This is a genomic window from Devosia sp., assembly GCF_040509215.1.
Lineage (GTDB): Bacteria > Pseudomonadota > Alphaproteobacteria > Rhizobiales > Devosiaceae > Devosia.
The window spans coordinates 1-16684 of sequence record NZ_JBEVLL010000051.1; the positions used below are offsets into that span (position 1 = coordinate 1).

The window sequence follows — 16684 nt, forward strand, 5'->3', positions numbered from 1 at the left end:
TCAAGAAGCGCATGGAGCGCCTGCAAAAAGGTGTCCGCATGGGAGACAAGCTCGCCAAGGCCGAGCACGCCCTCTGCGAGAAACTCATCCCACACCTCGACCAGGGCCGTCCGGCTTTGACCGCCGAGCTTACCGATGATGAAGCCGAACTCCTCAAGACGCTCTTCCTCCTCTCCGCCAAGCCCACCATCTTCGCCTGCAACGTCGGGGAGAACGAGCTCGCCGATCCCGAGAATGCCCTCGTCCAGGCCGTCCGCGCCTACGCCGCCTCGCACATGGGCAGCGAAGCCGTCGTGATCAGCGCCCAGATCGAAAGCGAACTCGCCGAACTTCCTCCCGAGGAAGCGCTGGAGTTCCTCTCCGGCCTCGGCGTCACGGACAGCGGCGTAAGCCAGCTCATCCGCGCCGTCTACCACCTCCTCGGTCTGCGCACCTATCTGACCACAGGTGAAAAAGAGACCCGCGCCTGGACCATTCGCATCGGCGACAAGGCCCCGGCGGCGGCTGGCGTCATCCATACCGATTTCGAGCGCGGGTTCATTCGCGCGCAGACGATTGGCTACGATGATTTCATCACGCTCGGCGGCGAAGTTCCGGCCAAGGAAGCGGGCAAGGCTCGCGATGAAGGCAAGGAATATGTCGTCAAAGACGGCGACGTGATGCTGTTCAAGTTTAATACCTGATGATCCGGCTGGTCGCATTCGATCCGGATGCGGCCAGCTTTTCCGCTTTGCTCGCCGAGAGCCAAAGCGAAGGGCATCGCATGCTTTTGCGACTTGCCGAGAACTGGGCCGATGGGTCCAATCGTTTTATCCGTCCCGGTGAAATCATGCTCGGCGCCTGGTCAGGCGACGTGCTCGTCGGCGTCTGCGGACGGAATGTCGAGCCTTATGATCCCTATCCGCGGGCCGGCCGGGTGCGGCATCTCTATGTGGCGCAGAGTGCGCGGCGGGACGGGGTGGGGCGGGCCTTGATCGGGGCGATCTGCGCGGGTTCGGCCGGGCACTTTGACTATCTCAACACCAATGCGCCCGAGACGGCTTTTGCCTTCTACGAGCGCATGGGGTTTGTTCGCCTTGTAAGCGGGGGGTACGCGACCCACCGGCTATTGCTGGCTTAGTGCGGGCCCATTGCTGGCTGGTTTGTGCCGCAGGGGCCGCCGTCCATGTTGATGGCGATGTCCTGCTTATCGCCTTCAAAGCTGAGGGCTTCGTACCAGTGGCTGATTTCCTTGGTGCTGGCCGGGATGTAGTGGAAAATCAGCGAGCGGCGGAAGCGGTCGGCGCTGGTATTCGGCGTTGAGCCGTGAATGACGCTGCCGTTGAAGAAGAGGACGTCGCCGGCTTTGAGCTGCATCATTTGCGGTTCGAGGCCCGGGGGCGGTTCGACGTGCTCGGTGGTGAAAAACAGGGCGGGGTCGGCCTGTTCGGGGCAGGCGATGTCGAGCATGGCGGTCTGGGGGACGCACATCATGCCGCCATTGCCGGCGTCGGCGTCGTCGACCGCGATCCAGGCGGCCATGCAGGTGCCGGGTTTGACGCGCAGATAGAAATTGTCCTGGTGCAGGTCCTGGCCTCGGGCGCCGGGCGGTTTGAAATAGAACATGGACTGGCAGGCGAACGGTTCTTCGCCGAAGAGATCGGCGAGGATGGGGCGCAGGCGCGGATCGAGCATGTAGCGCATGGCGAGCTGGCCGACGTCTTTGTCGGGGTGCTTGTGCGGGTGCATCATGCGGGGGTAGCGGCTCAGCGGGTCATTTGGAGTATTGCCGCGCGGGGTGTCGGAGAGGCCGGGGACGGGGCCGTTGGCGGCCTGGTCCATGAAAGTCTCGCGGATATCGGCGATTTCTTCGGGTGAGATCAGGCCGCGGATGGCGAGGAAGCCGTCGCGCTCGAACTGGGCCGCCTGGGCCTGGTTGAGAAAAGCATATGTCATTTCGTCCTCCCCTTTACACTGATGGTATGAGGGTGGGGCGTGGATGGCCATGGAACATGCTGCCAATGACATATAATATCCTGCTATGAGCGAGATTGCGGAAAACCCATATCAGGCGACAAGACGGCTCCTTACGGGTCACTTTCATGAGACATCGGGCTATCGCGCGGTGCGGCGGCGCGGGGTGGGCGATTGGCTGCTGGTGCATACGACAGGTGGGCGGGGCCGGTTTGGGCATGCGGGCGGGGAGTTGATCGTCGAGCCGGGCGATTGGGTTTTACTGCGGCCGGGGACGCTGCATGACTATGGGGTCGAGGCGACGCTGGAGCGGTGGGAGCTGGTCTGGGCGCATTTTCAGCCGCGGACGGATTGGGCGGATTGGTTGGACTGGCCGGCAGAGGCCGAGGGTCTGATGCGGCTGCGGATCGAGGGGGAGGAACTGACGGAGCGGTTTCTGGCGGTCCATCAGCTTTGCGTCGGACAGGAAATGCGCAGCGAGGCGCGGGCTTTCCACGCGCTTGAGGGGCTGTTGCTGGGGCTCGATGAGCATAATCGGCAGCGTGAGGCGCGGCCGGGGGACGAGCGCATTCGCCGCGCGCTGGCGTTCGTCGGCGATCGGCTGGGGGAGAAGCTGCTGGTGGAGGATGTGGCAGAGGCCGTCGGGCTTTCGCCCTCGCGGCTTGCGCATTTGTTCAGGCAGGAAACGGGCGAGACGCTGCAGGGCTATATCGAGGCGCGGCGCATGCGGCTGGCAGTGGATCTGTTGCGGCAGACCAGTTTCCCGATCAAGCAGATCGCGGCCAGCGCCGGCTTTGAGAGCCCATTCTATTTTTCGCAGCGCTTTCGCCGCTTTGCAGGATTGTCGCCGCAGCAGTTCCGGCAGCGGCAGGACAGGGGCTAGGCGTTCTCGACGGGGCGAACCTCGGCGAGACGCTTTTCGGCGTAGTCATCCTTCCAGCAAACGGCGGCTTCCCAGGCGGCAGCGGCCTGTTCGGCGGCGTCGCGGGCGCTGCCTTCAAGGCCGGCGGCGTTGTGGGGCAGGACGAGGTCTAGTTCAGGAACATCGACATGGGCTTCATCCCAGTCGATCAGGGCGACCTGGTCGGCAGTCATGATGATATTGCCCGTATTGCCAGGATTGCCGTGGACGGCGCAGGTCGGGTGGCCGACCAGGCGGGCCCAGGCGGCGCGGCAACGGGTGACGCTTTCTGGCGGCATGGCGTTGAGGTCGATGCGGGTGCCGGTCTCGGCGTGGAGAAGGTCGGTCGAGGACTTCCAGCCGGGGCGCTGGGGCCAATCGCGGGTGAGGCGATGGAGTTCGCGCAGTGTTTCGGCGACGCGGCGCCAGTCGGCGGCCGATCGGGGCGGGCCGCCTTCGATATATGGCATGACGACGAGACCGCTAACGAAGAGGTGGCCGTCCAGGGTTGGAACAGGGACGGGGACGGTCAGGCCGCTTCGGTCGAGATGCTGGAGGAGGCCGGCTTCCCAGGCGAGGTCGGCGTCGCTTCTCTTGCCGAGGCGGGCGACGGCGCGGCGGCCGTTGATGCGGACGCTCCATACATCGTTGGAGGTGCCACCGGTCAGCGGTTCGATGCGGGTGGCGTCCTCGCCCCAGGCAGAAAGTGCGTCCCAGCTCATTGATCTATCCAATCGTATCCTTGCGCATCTGGCTCGGGGTCATGCCGTAGGCCTTGCGGAAATGCTCGTAAAACTGGGTCTGGCTGACGAAGCCGGATTGGAAGGCGACATTGGCGATGGAGAGGCTGCCATCGAACAGAAGACTGCGGGCGCGGATGAGGCGCATGCGGGTGACGAACTTCTGCACCGAGATGTGCATCACCTTGGTGAAGAGGTTGGTCGCGTAGTTGGGGTGGAGGCCGACGACCCTGGCGATGTCTTCGGCCGAGAGGGGATCGGTGATGTTTTCGACGATGTGGCGGATCATGCGGACGACGTAGCGCACCGGGGTCGCGGTGCGGGTGCGGGTGCCGGATTTTTCGAGCCAGGCGGGGAGGAGCGTGTCCCAGCCGGCGATGGCGGCGCGGCGGAACATGGTGGCGATTTCGGCGCGGACGAGGTCGGTGCGCAGGGAATTGCCGCTTCGATAGTCGCCGTGCCAGCGCTCCAGGGTTTCGAGGCCGATGCAGTCGGGGGTGAGCTGGATGACGCCGCCGCCCATCAGGGTTTCGGTGAGGCGACCGAGCTGGGGCATTTCGAGGAAGGCGTCCATGGGCAGGTAGATATTGAGCTGCCGGCCTTCGCCGATGTCGCGCAGGTCGACGGTCTGATGCGGGATACCGGCCCAGAAGGCGACGAGTCGATTGGCCTCGACGGTGACCGGGCCGCCGTCGAAAACGTAGTCCATGTGGCCCCCGGTCAACCAGTTGAACTCGATGTGGCCGTGGCTGTGGGGGGCTGGCATGATCTGGGGCGGGAAGGCGCGGATGCCGAAGCGGCCGAAGGCCTTGCCGGACGCGTAGAAGCTGCGGTCCGGGCGCGGGGTAGGGCGCGGCGCCTTTTCGCGTATCCGCGAGGCTGGAATGGGCTCGGCAACAGTCATACTTATCAGCGTACTTCTTAGAAAACCGGAATTAGTCTCTATCATTCCGGATTGTTTCGCCCGATGCAAGTCGTAGGCTCTCAATCATGCACGGGGCCCAGAGTCAGTGGGAGTGACTGGCTCGACGCAAGAACGCGTCCCGTTGCGAAGGGAGGTTCTATTGAGAAAGCCTATCTATGCCCTTGGCGGGGCAGGTCTTCTGCTGTCCGTATCCATGCTTGCAATTCCCGCGCAGGAACTTACCGGCGAACTGCCGGATCCGCCGGCGTTTGCTGCCCAAAGCGAGCCTAATTTCGTTTCGATCGGCGACATCCTCGAATACAAGGCGCTGCCCGAATATCATGAGCCCGCCTGGGTCACCTCGAAATATGTCGACGCCGGCACGCTGCCGCCAGTCGCCGAGCGCCTGCCCAAGGAACCGCTGGTCTACAAGATCGGGAATATGCCCGACGGCGTCGGCGTATACGGCGACACCATGCGCCACGTTATCGGTGGCCGGCCGGAAGGCTGGAACTATATCGGCGGCCAGAGCCAGGGCTGGGGCGGCATCGACATCGGGCTTTCCGAATGTCTGACGCGCACCGGTCCGCTGTTCGAGATCAAGGCCGACGAGCTTGAGCCCATGCCGAACCTGGCCAAGAGCTGGGAATGGTCCGAGGACGGCAAGACGCTGACCATGCACCTGATCGAAGGCGCAAAGTGGTCTGACGGCGACGCTTTCGACGCCGAAGACGTGATGTTCTACTGGGAAGACAATATCCTCGACACCAATGTCTCCCCGCTCAATGGCGGCACGCCGGAGACCTTCGGCGTCGGCACGACGCTCGAAGCGCTTGATCCGTACACGATCAAGTGGACCTTCAAGGAAGCCTTCCCGACCCAGTACCTCTATGCCATGGCCTATGGCACGTTCTGCCCCGGCCCGAGCCATATCCTCAAGCCGCAGCACCCCAAGTACAACCCGGCCAATACCTACGAGCAGTACAAGAACGCCTTCCCGCCCGAATATATGAACATTCCGGTGATGGGCGCGTGGGTGCCGGTCGAATACCGTCCTGACGACATCATCGTCATGCGTCGCAACCCCTACTACTGGAAGGTCGACGAGAACGGCAACCAGTTGCCCTACCTCAACGAGATGCACTATCGCCTCTCGACCTGGGCTGACCGCGACGTTCAGGCCGTTGCCGGTTCGGGCGACTTCTCGAACCTCGAACAGGCCGAAAGCTATGTCGAAGCACTGCGTCGCTCGGCTGAAGACAGCGCCCCGGCCCGTCTGCAGTTCGGCGCCCGTACCATCGGCTATGCGCTGCGCATGAACCTCTCGGCCAATGGCTGGGGTGAACCCGACGAACGCGCCCAGGCTATCCGCGAACTCAATCGCAATCTTGATTTCCGCAAGGCCATCTCGATCGCCGTTGATCGTCAGCGCCTCGGTGAATCGCTGGTTCGTGGTCCGTTTACCGCCATCTATCCGGGCGGCCTCTATGCCGGCACGACCTATTACGACAAGGCGTCGACCGTCTACTATCCGTTCAACCTGGAAGCCGCCAATGCGCTGCTCGATGGCCTGAACCTGGTCGATACCGACGGCAATGGCATCCGTAACTTCCCCGAAGGCACCGCTGGCGGCGCCGATGTGGAAATCACGCTGCTCGCCAATACCGACTACGGCACCGATACCAACCTTGCCGAAGGCGTCATTGCCCAGCTCGAACCGCTTGGCATCCGCGTGATCGCCAACTTCCAGTCGGGTACGGCTCGTGACGACATGGCCCAGGCTGGCCAGTTCGATTGGCACGTTGAACGCCAGGGCGCCGAAATGGTGTCGGTGGTGCAGGGTACCGCTGGCCTCGCGCCGACTGGTCCGCGCACTCATCCGTTCCACCGCGCCGGTACCGATGGCACGGTTGACCTGCTGCCCTTCGAGCAGGAACTGGTCGATACGGTGAATGCCTTTATCGCCACCAGCGACAATGCCGAGCGCGCCGAACTGATGAAGCAGTACCAGCACATCTTCACCGAGAACGTCTACTCGGTGGGTCTCACCCAGTATCCGGGTGCGCTGATCGTCAACAAGCGCTTCGCCAATATCCCGGCCGGTGCTCCGATCTTCATGTTCAACTGGGCTGAAGACAACATCATCCGCGAGCGCGTCTTCGTACCCGAAGACAAGCAGGGTGACTTCGAGCTGCATCCGGAAACGCTGCCTGGCGCTCCGGGCGGTGCTGGCCCGGTCTGATCCAAACTCGGGGTGGCGGCGAGATCGCCACCCCTCACCCCACCTCTTTCCGCACGAGGCGAGGGGACCCATTCAGTGACCTTGGCATGATCGCGTTACGTCCGCGATCTGTCCCCTCGAACCCTCCGGGGCGAGGGTTGGGGGAAGGGGCCTTGCCCCTAGCCAGTGAGGCCGTTTATGCTTCGATTTCTCGTCATACGCATTCTGGGCGCGATACCGCTGCTGTTTCTGCTCAGCGTCGTGACCTTTGCCATCATCCAGGCGCCGCCCGGCGACTATGGTGACACGATCCGTTCCATGCTGATGAACCAGGGCGGCGTGCCCGCGGCCCAGGCCGAGGCGCAGGCCGAGATCTACCGCGCGGCCAACGGCCTCAACGATCCGATGATCGTGCAATATTTCCGCTGGATCACCGGCATTGTGACCCGGTTCGATTTCGGCCACTCGTTTTTCTACAACAAGCCCGTGGGGCAGGTGGTGATGGAGCGCCTGCCGGCGACCATCGTGCTGGCTCTGGTTTGCCACGTGCTGGCTTCGGTGCTGGGCATCGGTCTCGGCATCGTTGCGGCGACCCGTCAGTATTCCTGGGCCGATACGCTGCTGGGCATCGTCTCCTTCCTCGGCATGACGGTGCCGCGCTTCCTGCTGGCGATCATCATTCTCTATGTCCTGGTGTTCAGAATGAATGTCAGCGAGGTGGGCATGTTCTTCTCGGCCAAGTATGGCGGGGCGCCATGGAGCTGGGACAAGTTCGTCAACCTCGTGCAGCACGTATGGCCTGTGGTGTTCATCGCCACCTTCGGCGGGCTCGCCTACAATATGCGCGTGATGCGGGCGAACCTGCTCGATGTTCTCAATAGCCAATATGTCGAGACGGCGCGGGCCAAGGGCCTGCCGGAAAGCGCCGTGATCATGAAGCATGCCGTGCCCAATGCGCTGCATCCGCTGGTGGCCTATCAGGGCGTGGTATTGCCTTACATGCTGACCGGCGAAATCGAGGTCGCGATCGTGTTTGGCCTTGCGACCGTCGGACCGGCGATTGTTGGCTCCATGGGGGTAGGCGACGTCTATGTGACCGCCACCTTCATGCTGGTGCTCGCGACGACGCTGATCATCGGCAATATCATCGCTGACCTGTTGCTGGTCGCACTCGATCCACGCATTCGCCTGGGAGGTAAGGCCGAATGACCAAGGTCGATACACATTCGTCCATTCCGTTGCCAACCGATGTTGCGGGCGGTCCCGCGCCGACACCGGCCGAAGAGGCTGATGTTGCGCCCGTCGTCTCGCGCTATGGCTCGGGCAATGAAACCTATGCCGCGCTGGTCTGGCGCCGGTTCAAGCGCTCGATCATGGGTGTGATCGGGCTGGTGCTGGTGGCGCTGCTGATCTTTGTCTCCATCTTCGCGGACTTCTTCGCGCCGATGGACCCCAAAGCCACCAACCTGCCGTTTGCGCCGCCGGATGTCGTGTCCTTCACCAATCCCGAGGGGAATTTCAGCCTTATTCCTCATGTCTATCCGATTGGCGACACGGGTGAATTCGATCCGGTGACGTTCCAGCCGCTGACGGGGCCGGTGCTCGATAATCCGACGCCGACGGGCTTTTTCGTTCAGGGCTATCCGTACAAGATCCTGTGGGTGATACCGTCCAATATCCACTTCTTCGGCTCGACCGATGGGCGGCCGATCCAGTTGCTGGGAACGGACAAATTCGGACGGGATATTCTCTCCCGTGGCATTGTGGGTTCGCGGATTTCGCTGACCATTGCTCTCGTGGTGGTGGCGCTGACGACGGTGGTCGGGACGCTGGTCGGTATCACCTCGGGCTATATCGGCGGGAGGCTCGATGCCTGGGTGCAGCGGTTTGTCGAGTTCGTCCTGGCGTTCCCGCAATTGCCGCTCTACCTGGCGTTGACCTCACTCATTCCGGTGACGGCGCCGTCCAATGTGTTCCTGACATTCGTGATTTTCGTCATGGCGGTGTTGGGATGGGCGCAGCTCAGTCGAGAGGTGCGGTCGAAGACCCTCTCGCTGGCCCGGATTGATTATGTGCGCGCGGCGATTGCCGTGGGCTCGTCGGATGGGCGCATTATCACGCGTCATATCCTGCCCAACGTGTTGAGCCACATTATCGTGTCGATCACGCTGGCTATTCCGAGCGTGGTGCTGCTTGAGAGCTTCCTCGGCTTCCTCGGCTTTGCCGTGAAGCCGCCGCTGATCTCCTGGGGCCTGATGTTGCAGGATACCGGCACGTTCTCGGTGATCGGGTCCTATCCGTGGATTCTCTCGCCGGTGATCTTCGTGCTCATCACCGTCTTTGCCTTCAACGCGCTGGGTGACGGCCTGCGCGATGCCATCGACCCTTATTGAGGACGCGAAAATGACAACAGATAATTTTGCGCCCGCCGAAAGGCTTGATCTGGGAGCGCATGGACGCGAACTGATCCTCGATGCACGCAATGTCGCCGTCGACTTCAAGGTCGAGGGCGGGGTGGTGCAGGCGGTCAAGGACGTGTCGTTTCAGCTCCACAAGGGCGAGACGATTGCGCTGGTGGGGGAGAGCGGCTCGGGCAAGTCGGTGACGGCACGCACGCTGATGAAGCTGCTCACCAAGCGCGCTACCATCGGCAAGAACACGCGCATCACGCTTTCGGGCAAGAATGTCGTGACGATGGGCGATCGCGACATGCGCAAGCTGCGCGGCAATGACATTGCCATGATCTTTCAGGAGCCGATGAGCTCGCTGAACCCGGTCTATACGATCGGCAAGCAGATCACCGAGATCATCCACCTGCACAATCGCGTCTCGCGACAGGAAGCGATGAACCGTGCGGAAAAGCTGCTGGAAGAGGTGCAGATCCCCGAACCGCGCGCGCGGCTGAACAATTATCCGCATCAGCTTTCGGGCGGGCAGCGTCAGCGCGTGATGATTGCCATGGCGCTGGCCAATCGGCCGGATGTGCTGATCGCCGACGAACCGACGACGGCGCTCGACGTGACCGTGCAGGCGCAGATCCTTAATCTCATCAAGGATCTCAAGGACAAGTATGGCATGGCGGTGATCCTGATCACCCATGACCTGACCGTGGTGCGGCAATTCTCCGACTATGTCTATGTGATGCAGAACGGGGCTGTGCAGGAGCACAACCAGACCGAGGCGCTGTTTGCCAATCCGCAGCACGCCTATACCAAGCATCTGCTGGCATCCGAACCCAAGGGCACGGCGCTTCCGCTCGGCGATGGCGTGCACGAGACGGTGCTCGAGGGCAAGGAGGTGAAGGTCACCTATACGCTCAAGCGCGGTGGCATGTTCAATCCGGATTTCTTCGAACTCAAGGCCGTGGACAATCTCGACATCAAGCTGATGCGGCATGAGACGCTGGGCATCGTGGGCGAGAGCGGGTCGGGCAAGACCACGTTCGGGCAGGCGCTGATCCGGCTTATCGGCAATCAGGGCGGGCAGATTTTCTTTGATGGCGAGCCGATCCACGACAAGGATCGCAAAGCCATGCGGCCGCTGCGCTCTCGAATGCAGATCGTGTTCCAAGACCCGTTTGCGAGCCTTAATCCGCGCATGTCGATCGGCCAGATCATCGAGGAAGGGCTGATCGTCAACGGGCTTGGCGCCAATCGCAACGAGCGGCTGGAGCGGGTGCGGCAGGCGCTGCGCGATGCGGGCATGCCGGACACCATTCTCAACCGTTTCCCGCATGAATTCTCGGGCGGGCAGCGCCAGCGTATCGCCATTGCCCGGGCCATTGCGCTTGAGCCCGAATTCATCCTGCTCGACGAGCCGACCTCGGCGCTCGATCTTTCGGTGCAGGCCCAGATCATCGACCTGCTGCGCAAGCTGCAGAACGAAAAGGGCCTCTCCTATCTCTTCATTTCGCATGACCTCAAGGTCGTGCGGGCCCTTTGCCATCGGGTGATGGTGATGCAACACGGGAAAATCGTGGAGCAGGGGCCCGTCAACGAAGTTCTCACCAATCCCCAAACCGAATATACGGCTCGGCTTGTCCGCGCCGCATTCGAAATCGCTGCCTGACGACTGGAGTCTTTCTCAAAATGGCGAACCCCAAAATTACGTTTATCGGCGCCGGCTCATCGGTGTTCATGAAGAATATCGTTGGCGATATTCTGCAGCGCCCGGCGCTGGCTGGTGCGCAGATCCGCCTGATGGACATCAATCCGACGCGGCTTGAAGAGAGCGCCATCATTGCCAAGAAGCTGGTGGCGACGCTGGGCGTGCCGGCGACTGTTGAGACGTTCTCAAACCAGCGCCAGGCGCTGGACGGCACCAATTTCGTCGTCGTCTGCTTCCAGATCGGCGGCTATGAGCCTTCCACCGTCGTCGATTTCGACGTGCCCAAGAAGTACAACCTGCGCCAGACGATTGCCGATACGCTGGGCGTTGGCGGCATCATGCGCGGGCTGCGGACTGTGCCGCACCTGTGGAGCATCTGCGAGGATATGCTGCAGGTGGCGCCGGACGCGATCATGCTGCAATACGTCAATCCGATGGCGATAAACACCTGGGCGATCTCGGAAAAATATCCGACGATCAAGCAGGTTGGTCTCTGCCACTCGGTGCAGGGTACGGCCATGGAGCTGGCACACGACCTCGACATTCCCTACGAGGAAATCCGCTATCGCTCGGCCGGCATCAACCACATGGCCTTCTATCTCAAGTTCGAGCACCGCCAGGCCGACGGGACCTACAAGGACCTCTATCCGGAGCTGCACCGCGCCTATCGCGAAGGCCGTGCGCCCAAGCCGGGTTGGAACCCGCGCTGCCCGAACAAGGTGCGCTACGAGATGATGACGCGCCTTGGGTATTTCGTGACCGAGAGTTCCGAGCACTTTGCCGAATATACACCCTACTTCATCAAAGAAGGGCGCGAGGACATCATCGAGAAATTCGGCATTCCGCTCGATGAATACCCCAAGCGCTGCGTCGAGCAGATTGCCAAGTGGAAGCAGACTTCGGAGGACTATCGCAAGGCTGATCGGATCGAGGTCAAGCAGTCCAAGGAATATGCTTCGTCGATCGTCAACTCGGTTTGGACCGGCGAGCCTTCGGTGATCTACGGCAACCTGCGCAACAATGGCGTCATCACCTCGCTGCCGTACAATGCGGCGGTGGAAGTGCCGTGCCTCGTGGACGACAATGGGCTGCAGCCGACCTATATCGGCGAACTGCCGCCGCAACTCACGGCGCTGATCCGCACCAATATCAATGTGCAGGAACTGACGGTTCGCGCGCTGATCGAGGAAAATCGCGAGCATATCTATCACGCAGCGATGATGGACCCGCATACGGCCGCGGAACTGGATCTGGATCAGATCTGGAACCTGGTGGACGATCTGCTCGAAGCCCACGGCACGATGTTGCCGGAATGGGCACGCGGACCGCGGAAGCAGCGCGTGGCGTAAGGGTTCAGCTACGCGAGATTGGGCCTCGGTGTGGAAGCACCGGGGCCTTTTGTTTTGGGGGAGTGGCCTCTGTCGCGGCGTCATTCCCGCGCAAGCGGGAATCCCTCCTTGGCGCGGGAAACAGAGATCCTCGCTTTCGAGGGGATGACGTTGTGGTTGGGGTAGGGCGTAGGTGGACTTTAGCGGCTGTGCTTGCCGTCACCCCCTCCCAGCCTCCCCCATCAAGGGGGAGGTGTTGCATCGAGTTTGGGACTGGATGCGGCCCAAACCACCAGCCCGGCACCTCCCTTGATGGGGGCTGGGAGGGGCGGCCACGATGCAGGATAAGGACCGCTACTCGCCCTTGCCAAAAAGCTTGTTGAGCATGTCGGCCATGGGGCCGGATTTTGGCACTTCGGCCTGGGGCTTGCTGGTGCGGGCTTGGCGGATGTGGCTTTGGGATTTTGGGGCTGCCTTGGGCTCTTCGTTGCCCTTGGCCGCCAGTGCCAGCTTGTTCATGAAGCCGGCGTCGTCGCCGGCCAGCAGCATGACGGCGTGGCGGCCGATGTCGTCGAGGAGGGGATCGAGCCAGGTCTTGTCGGCCTTGGCGAAGTCGCCGAGGACGTGGTGGGTGACGAATTCCTTGCCGGGATGGCCGATGCCGAGGCGGACGCGCTTGTAGTCGAGGCCGATCTGCGGGTCGATGGAGCGCAGGCCATTGTGGCCGCCATTGCCGCCGCCGATTTTGACGCGGACTTTTCCGGGGGCGAGGTCGAGTTCGTCGTAGAAGACGATGATGTCTGCCGGGGCAATTTTGTAGAAGCTCGCGACCTTTTGCACAGAGTCGCCGGACTTGTTCATGAAGGTTTGGGGCTTTAGGAGCAGCACGCGCTCGTTGCCGATGGTGCCTTCAGCGAGGAGGCCGGAATTTTTGGACTTCCAGCCGGAAATGCCATTGGCGCGCGCGATCGCGTCTACGGCCATGAAGCCGATATTGTGGCGATTGCCTTCATATTGGCCGCCCGGATTGCCCAGGCCGACAAGCAGTTTCATGGCGCGCTCTCAAACAGGGGTTCCCGCTTTGGCGGGAATGACACGGTGGAGTTACAAAAGAAAGGGGCGACCCGAAGGCCGCCCCCAAAGGTTTCAAGCTTGGGCCGATTACTCGGCAGTAGCTTCGCCTTCTGCGGCGTCAGCGCCACCGCTGGACTTCAGAGCCGACGGAGCAACGATCGTGGCGATCGTCACGTCTTCTTCGTGGCTGTGGTCAGCGGAGCCCTTGGGGAGCTTGATGTTCGAGATGTGGACGGTATCACCGATATCGAGGCCGGTCAGATCGACGGTCACGAATTCCGGGATGCTGTCTGCAGAAACGGTCAGATCGAGCGTGTGGTGCACGATGTTGAGCGTACCGCCACGCTTCAGGCCAGGGCTGGCTTCTTCGTTTTCGAAGTGAACCGGAACCTGAACGTTGATCTTGGCGCCCTTGGCGACGCGCAGGAAGTCGATGTGGATCGGCTGATCCATGACGACGTCGAGCTGGTAGTCGCGCGGGATGACCTTGTGGATCGTGCCATCGACGTCGAGGTCGAGCATGTGGGACTTGAAGCCACCGGCGTAGATGAACTTCAGCGCGTCCTTGTAGGCCACGGAAACGGTGACGGGGGGCTTCTTGTCACCATAGATAACTGCGGGAACGAGTCCCTGACGACGAGCTTCGCGAGCGGCCCCCTTGCCCACTCCGTTGCGCGCCTGTGCCTTGAGCACTTTGGTCTCAGCCATGGAAAGTATCCATTTGGTTGGTGTATGCGTCATCACAACAGCATACGCGCCCGTCCTCCAGGGGTGACGAGCGCTTCATGCGCCGGGCTATAGAGGAAAGGGGGGATGGGGGCAAGGGATTCTGCGGGTTTGGGGCAGGATTTGTGGGTGCCGACACCCCCGGCCATGGTCCCTCGTGAACCACCGGCCGTCATCCTCGGGCTTGACCCGAGGACACTTCACTTTCCCATGTCCTCGTAAGTACAGAGCCCTCGGGTCAAGCCCGAGGGTGACGATCTGGGGTGTGGGGAACACGCGGCTCACAAGCCGGGACTTACCCCACTACCAATTCCGCCCTTCTCGCCTCCAGCCAATCGCGAATGGCCGGGTCGGTCGACAGACCCATGGCCAGTGTTAGCGCCTCATGCGCAGCTTCCCGGTTACCGGTTTCAGCGAGCAGACGGCCGCGGACGGCCCAGTATGGTTGGTAATCGGCCATCCGTTTGTCGTCAGCTAGGGGCGCGATGCTCGCGAGAGCCTCGGAGGGGCCTTCGGTTTCGGCTAGGGCTGCGGCACGGTTGAGGAGGACGACGGGCGAGCCGGTCATGGCGTGGAGGATGTCGTAGAGTTTTACCACGATCGGCCAATTGTCGGCGCCGGTGAGGCGCCGGACGATGTGGGCGGACTGGATGGCGGCTTCGAGCTGGCAGCGGCCGGTCGGGCCAGCGCTGCTGGCGGCGCGGAGGAGAGTTTCGGCGGCGTCGATGGCTTCCATGTCCCAGAGGGTGGTGTCCTGCTCGTCGAGCGGCACATAGGCGCCGCTGGGGCTGCGGCGCGCGGCGCGGCGGGCGTGGGAATAGAGCATGAGGGCCAGCATGCCTTTGGCTTCGGGCGATGTTGGCAGGAGCGCGACGACGAGGCGGCCAAGCCAGATGGCTTCTTCGGCCAGTTGGCCGCCGGCATCGCCGACGAGGTCGTTCCAGCCTTTCGCATAGGCGGCGTAGATGGCTTCGAGAACGGCGTCGAGGCGGTCGGGCAGGTCGGCTGTGTCGGGGATTTCGAAGGCGATACCGAGTTCGGCGATGCGCGATTTGGCGCGGACGAGGCGCTGACCCATGGTGGCGGCGGGGATGAGGAAGGCGGCGCCGATATCGGCGGCGGTGAGACCCAGAATGGTCTGGAGGATGAGCGGGCTGCGCAGGGCCGGGTCGATGTCGTGATGGGCGCAGGCAAACATCAAAGCAAGGCGGCGATCGGGGATGGCTTCCGGGGTCATGGCGAGGTCATCCAGTTCTTCGCGCATCAGGGTGAGATGCATTTCGCCTGATTTGCTGGTGCCGACGCGGCGATAGGCATCGGTCTGGCGGCGGCGAGCGACGGTGAGCAGCCAGGCGTCCGGGTTGGCCGGAACGCCTTGTTCCGGCCATGAGGTAAGGGCGCTGGCAAAGGCTTCTGCCAGCGCGTCTTCGGCCCCCGCGACATCGCGGGTGCGGGCGGCGAGGAAGGCCAGGAGCCGCCCGTAGCTTTCACGGGCGGCTCGTTCGGCGGCTCGCCTTGCGGCGTCGCTCACCAGTCCTTGCCCGGCTGGACGATGGGGCGGATTTCGATGGTGCCGTATTTGCTGGCCGGGCAAAGCTCGGCCCATTTGACGGCTTCGTCAAAATCCTTGGCTTCGATGAAGAAATAGCCGCCGAGCTGTTCCTTGGCGTCGGAATAGGGGCCATCGACGACGCGGGTTTCGCCATCGCGAGTGCGGACGGTTTTTCCCTGAGTGGGGGACTGCATGCGTTCGCCCGGCGCGGCGCCCTCGGCCTTGGCGAGAGCCTCGTTGAAGGCACCCCAGGCGGCGTAGAGCGCCTGCTGGCCGGCGGGGTCGCCCATGTTGGTTTCGTCGTGGTGGATCAGCATCATGTAGCGCATGGGTTACGCCTCCTTGGCGGAACTGGTGTGGACGATAGGACGAATTTCGATGGGTCCCCATTGGGCTGCGGGACAGCGGGCGGCCCATTTGACGGCCGCGTCCATGTCTTCGCATTCGATGACGAATAGCCCGCCGAATTGCTCGCGCGCTTCGGCATAGGGGCCTTCTTCCACCTTCAGCGTGCCGCCCTGGTTGACGAAGGCGCCGTCGATGTTCTGCACCTCACCGCCGTTCATACGGAGCGTGCGGGCGTCTTTGGTCATGCCCAAAGCCGAGGTGGAGACGAAGGCGCCGGCTTTTTCGAGGGCCTGCTGATAGGCGTACATGCCCTCCATCGCCTTGGCCATTTGCTCGGGCGGGATGGCGGCGCCGGCATTTTCATCGGCGTAGAGCATCAGGAGGAAACGCATCGCACTCGTCCTTTCACGGTTGGCCGCTGCTTTTTGTAGTGCGGCACAACAATGTCGGGGAGGGGAAGCGGTTTTCGACAGGTGGGGGAATTTTTGTTGAGAGGCGCTGTTCGCCGCTCTCTGTTCGTCATCCTCGGGCTTGACCCGAGGACACTATACTAAGCCGTCGCGAAGCAAGTGCAGGGCCCTCGGGTCAAGCCCGAGGGTGACGGTCTGTGGTAGCTTAGTCGAACAAGCTAGAAACGCTCTGTTCGCTGGCGGTGCGGGCGATGGCTTCGCCGATGAGGGCGGCAATGCTGATGCGACGGATATTGGCGGCGCCCTTGGTGGCGGGGGTCTCTTCGATGGAGTCCGTCACAACCAGTTCCTTGAGCTTGCTGCCGGCGATGCGCTCGGCGGCGCCTTCGGAGAGGACGCCGTGGGTGATGTAGGCGGAAA

General features: G+C 62.4%; 16 protein-coding genes and 1 pseudogene. 8 read left to right on the forward strand and 9 right to left on the reverse strand.

The genetic code is table 11. From position 1 onward, the window contains the following. Both ABW043_RS02645 and ABW043_RS02650 read left to right on the forward strand, forming a co-directional pair. On the forward strand, nucleotides 1-683 hold a 683-nt coding region (locus ABW043_RS02645; protein ID WP_353919693.1), incomplete at its 5' end, for a DUF933 domain-containing protein. Next, on the forward strand, nucleotides 683-1120 hold the full coding sequence (locus tag ABW043_RS02650) for a GNAT family N-acetyltransferase (protein ID WP_353919694.1): 438 nt from the start codon (nucleotides 683-685) through the stop codon (nucleotides 1118-1120). The genes ABW043_RS02645 and ABW043_RS02650, both read left to right, overlap by 1 nt. Here the strand turns inward: ABW043_RS02650 and ABW043_RS02655 are convergent. Next, on the reverse strand, nucleotides 1117-1935 hold the full coding sequence (locus tag ABW043_RS02655; RefSeq protein ID WP_353919695.1) for a phytanoyl-CoA dioxygenase family protein: 819 nt from the start codon (nucleotides 1933-1935) through the stop codon (nucleotides 1117-1119). The two genes, ABW043_RS02650 and ABW043_RS02655, sit on opposite strands and share 4 nt — an antisense overlap. Nucleotides 1936-2020: 85 nt before the next feature. Here ABW043_RS02655 and ABW043_RS02660 point away from each other — a divergent pair, with 85 nt between their 5' ends. Then, the gene (locus ABW043_RS02660; RefSeq protein ID WP_353919696.1) at nucleotides 2021-2836 is read left to right on the forward strand and encodes a helix-turn-helix domain-containing protein; all 816 of its coding nucleotides are present in this window, start codon (nucleotides 2021-2023) and stop codon (nucleotides 2834-2836) included. Here ABW043_RS02660 and ABW043_RS02665 read toward each other — a convergent pair. Beyond that, a complete protein-coding gene (locus ABW043_RS02665) occupies nucleotides 2833-3576 on the reverse strand; it encodes a phosphotransferase enzyme family protein (RefSeq protein WP_353919697.1) in 744 nt (247 codons plus the stop codon). The two genes, ABW043_RS02660 and ABW043_RS02665, sit on opposite strands and share 4 nt — an antisense overlap. 4 nt (nucleotides 3577-3580) lie before the next feature. Then, nucleotides 3581-4498 (reverse strand): helix-turn-helix domain-containing protein, encoded by a 918-nt coding sequence (locus tag ABW043_RS02670; protein ID WP_353919698.1) that lies wholly within the window; start codon nucleotides 4496-4498, stop codon nucleotides 3581-3583. A gap of 214 nt (nucleotides 4499-4712) precedes the next feature. On the opposite strand from ABW043_RS02670, the gene ABW043_RS02675 reads away from it, so the two are divergent. From ABW043_RS02675 to ABW043_RS02695, 5 genes are all read left to right on the forward strand, one after another. Next, complete coding sequence (locus tag ABW043_RS02675; RefSeq protein ID WP_353919707.1) at nucleotides 4713-6740, forward strand: ABC transporter substrate-binding protein; 2028 nt, start codon at nucleotides 4713-4715, stop codon at nucleotides 6738-6740. 177 nt (nucleotides 6741-6917) lie between these two features. Continuing rightward, nucleotides 6918-7928: an ABC transporter permease gene (locus ABW043_RS02680; protein ID WP_353919699.1), complete on the forward strand. Its 1011-nt coding sequence runs from the start codon at nucleotides 6918-6920 to the stop codon at nucleotides 7926-7928. Continuing rightward, a complete protein-coding gene (locus tag ABW043_RS02685; RefSeq protein WP_353919700.1) occupies nucleotides 7925-9112 on the forward strand; it encodes an ABC transporter permease in 1188 nt (395 codons plus the stop codon). The genes ABW043_RS02680 and ABW043_RS02685 overlap by 4 nt, the downstream gene beginning before the upstream one ends. 10 nt (nucleotides 9113-9122) lie before the next feature. Beyond that, nucleotides 9123-10787, forward strand: coding sequence for an ABC transporter ATP-binding protein (locus ABW043_RS02690; RefSeq protein ID WP_353919701.1), 1665 nt, complete (start codon nucleotides 9123-9125; stop codon nucleotides 10785-10787). Between the two features lie 20 nt (nucleotides 10788-10807). Then, a complete protein-coding gene (locus ABW043_RS02695; protein ID WP_353919702.1) occupies nucleotides 10808-12175 on the forward strand; it encodes an alpha-glucosidase/alpha-galactosidase in 1368 nt (455 codons plus the stop codon). 333 nt (nucleotides 12176-12508) lie between these two features. Here the strand turns inward: ABW043_RS02695 and pth are convergent, their stop codons facing one another. The 6 genes and pseudogenes from pth to ABW043_RS02725 form a co-directional block, all read right to left on the reverse strand. Beyond that, complete coding sequence (pth, locus tag ABW043_RS02700; protein WP_353919703.1) at nucleotides 12509-13207, reverse strand: aminoacyl-tRNA hydrolase; 699 nt, start codon at nucleotides 13205-13207, stop codon at nucleotides 12509-12511. Nucleotides 13208-13315: 108 nt separating this feature from the next. Beyond that, the gene (locus tag ABW043_RS02705) at nucleotides 13316-13936 is read right to left on the reverse strand and encodes a 50S ribosomal protein L25/general stress protein Ctc (RefSeq protein ID WP_353919704.1); all 621 of its coding nucleotides are present in this window, start codon (nucleotides 13934-13936) and stop codon (nucleotides 13316-13318) included. A gap of 313 nt (nucleotides 13937-14249) precedes the next feature. Then, nucleotides 14250-15485 (reverse strand): RNA polymerase sigma factor, encoded by a 1236-nt coding sequence (locus tag ABW043_RS02710; RefSeq protein WP_353919705.1) that lies wholly within the window; start codon nucleotides 15483-15485, stop codon nucleotides 14250-14252. Next, nucleotides 15482-15835, reverse strand: a complete 354-nt coding sequence (locus ABW043_RS02715; protein ID WP_295412590.1) for a YciI family protein — start codon at nucleotides 15833-15835, stop codon at nucleotides 15482-15484. The genes ABW043_RS02710 and ABW043_RS02715 overlap by 4 nt, the downstream gene beginning before the upstream one ends. A gap of 3 nt (nucleotides 15836-15838) precedes the next feature. After that, nucleotides 15839-16246: a YciI family protein gene (locus ABW043_RS02720; protein ID WP_353919706.1), complete on the reverse strand. Its 408-nt coding sequence runs from the start codon at nucleotides 16244-16246 to the stop codon at nucleotides 15839-15841. A 223-nt stretch (nucleotides 16247-16469) separates the two neighbouring features. After that, a pseudogene (locus ABW043_RS02725) lies at nucleotides 16470-16684 on the reverse strand (phosphoribosylpyrophosphate synthetase); the annotation flags it as partial.

Bases quoted from the DNA above. Each gene is read 5' to 3' on its own strand.
- ABW043_RS02650 (WP_353919694.1), top strand. From the start codon at position 683: ATGATCCGGCTGGTCGCATTCGATCCGGATGCGGCCAGCTTTTCCGCT.
- ABW043_RS02655 (WP_353919695.1), bottom strand. From the start codon at position 1,935: ATGACATATGCTTTTCTCAACCAGGCCCAGGCGGCCCAGTTCGAGCGC.
- ABW043_RS02660 (WP_353919696.1), top strand. From the start codon at position 2,021: ATGAGCGAGATTGCGGAAAACCCATATCAGGCGACAAGACGGCTCCTT.
- ABW043_RS02665 (WP_353919697.1), bottom strand. From the start codon at position 3,576: ATGAGCTGGGACGCACTTTCTGCCTGGGGCGAGGACGCCACCCGCATC.
- ABW043_RS02670 (WP_353919698.1), bottom strand. From the start codon at position 4,498: ATGACTGTTGCCGAGCCCATTCCAGCCTCGCGGATACGCGAAAAGGCG.
- ABW043_RS02675 (WP_353919707.1), top strand. From the start codon at position 4,713: ATGCTTGCAATTCCCGCGCAGGAACTTACCGGCGAACTGCCGGATCCG.
- ABW043_RS02680 (WP_353919699.1), top strand. From the start codon at position 6,918: ATGCTTCGATTTCTCGTCATACGCATTCTGGGCGCGATACCGCTGCTG.
- ABW043_RS02685 (WP_353919700.1), top strand. From the start codon at position 7,925: ATGACCAAGGTCGATACACATTCGTCCATTCCGTTGCCAACCGATGTT.
- ABW043_RS02690 (WP_353919701.1), top strand. From the start codon at position 9,123: ATGACAACAGATAATTTTGCGCCCGCCGAAAGGCTTGATCTGGGAGCG.
- ABW043_RS02695 (WP_353919702.1), top strand. From the start codon at position 10,808: ATGGCGAACCCCAAAATTACGTTTATCGGCGCCGGCTCATCGGTGTTC.
- pth (WP_353919703.1), bottom strand. From the start codon at position 13,207: ATGAAACTGCTTGTCGGCCTGGGCAATCCGGGCGGCCAATATGAAGGC.
- ABW043_RS02705 (WP_353919704.1), bottom strand. From the start codon at position 13,936: ATGGCTGAGACCAAAGTGCTCAAGGCACAGGCGCGCAACGGAGTGGGC.
- ABW043_RS02715 (WP_295412590.1), bottom strand. From the start codon at position 15,835: ATGCGCTACATGATGCTGATCCACCACGACGAAACCAACATGGGCGAC.
- ABW043_RS02720 (WP_353919706.1), bottom strand. From the start codon at position 16,246: ATGCGTTTCCTCCTGATGCTCTACGCCGATGAAAATGCCGGCGCCGCC.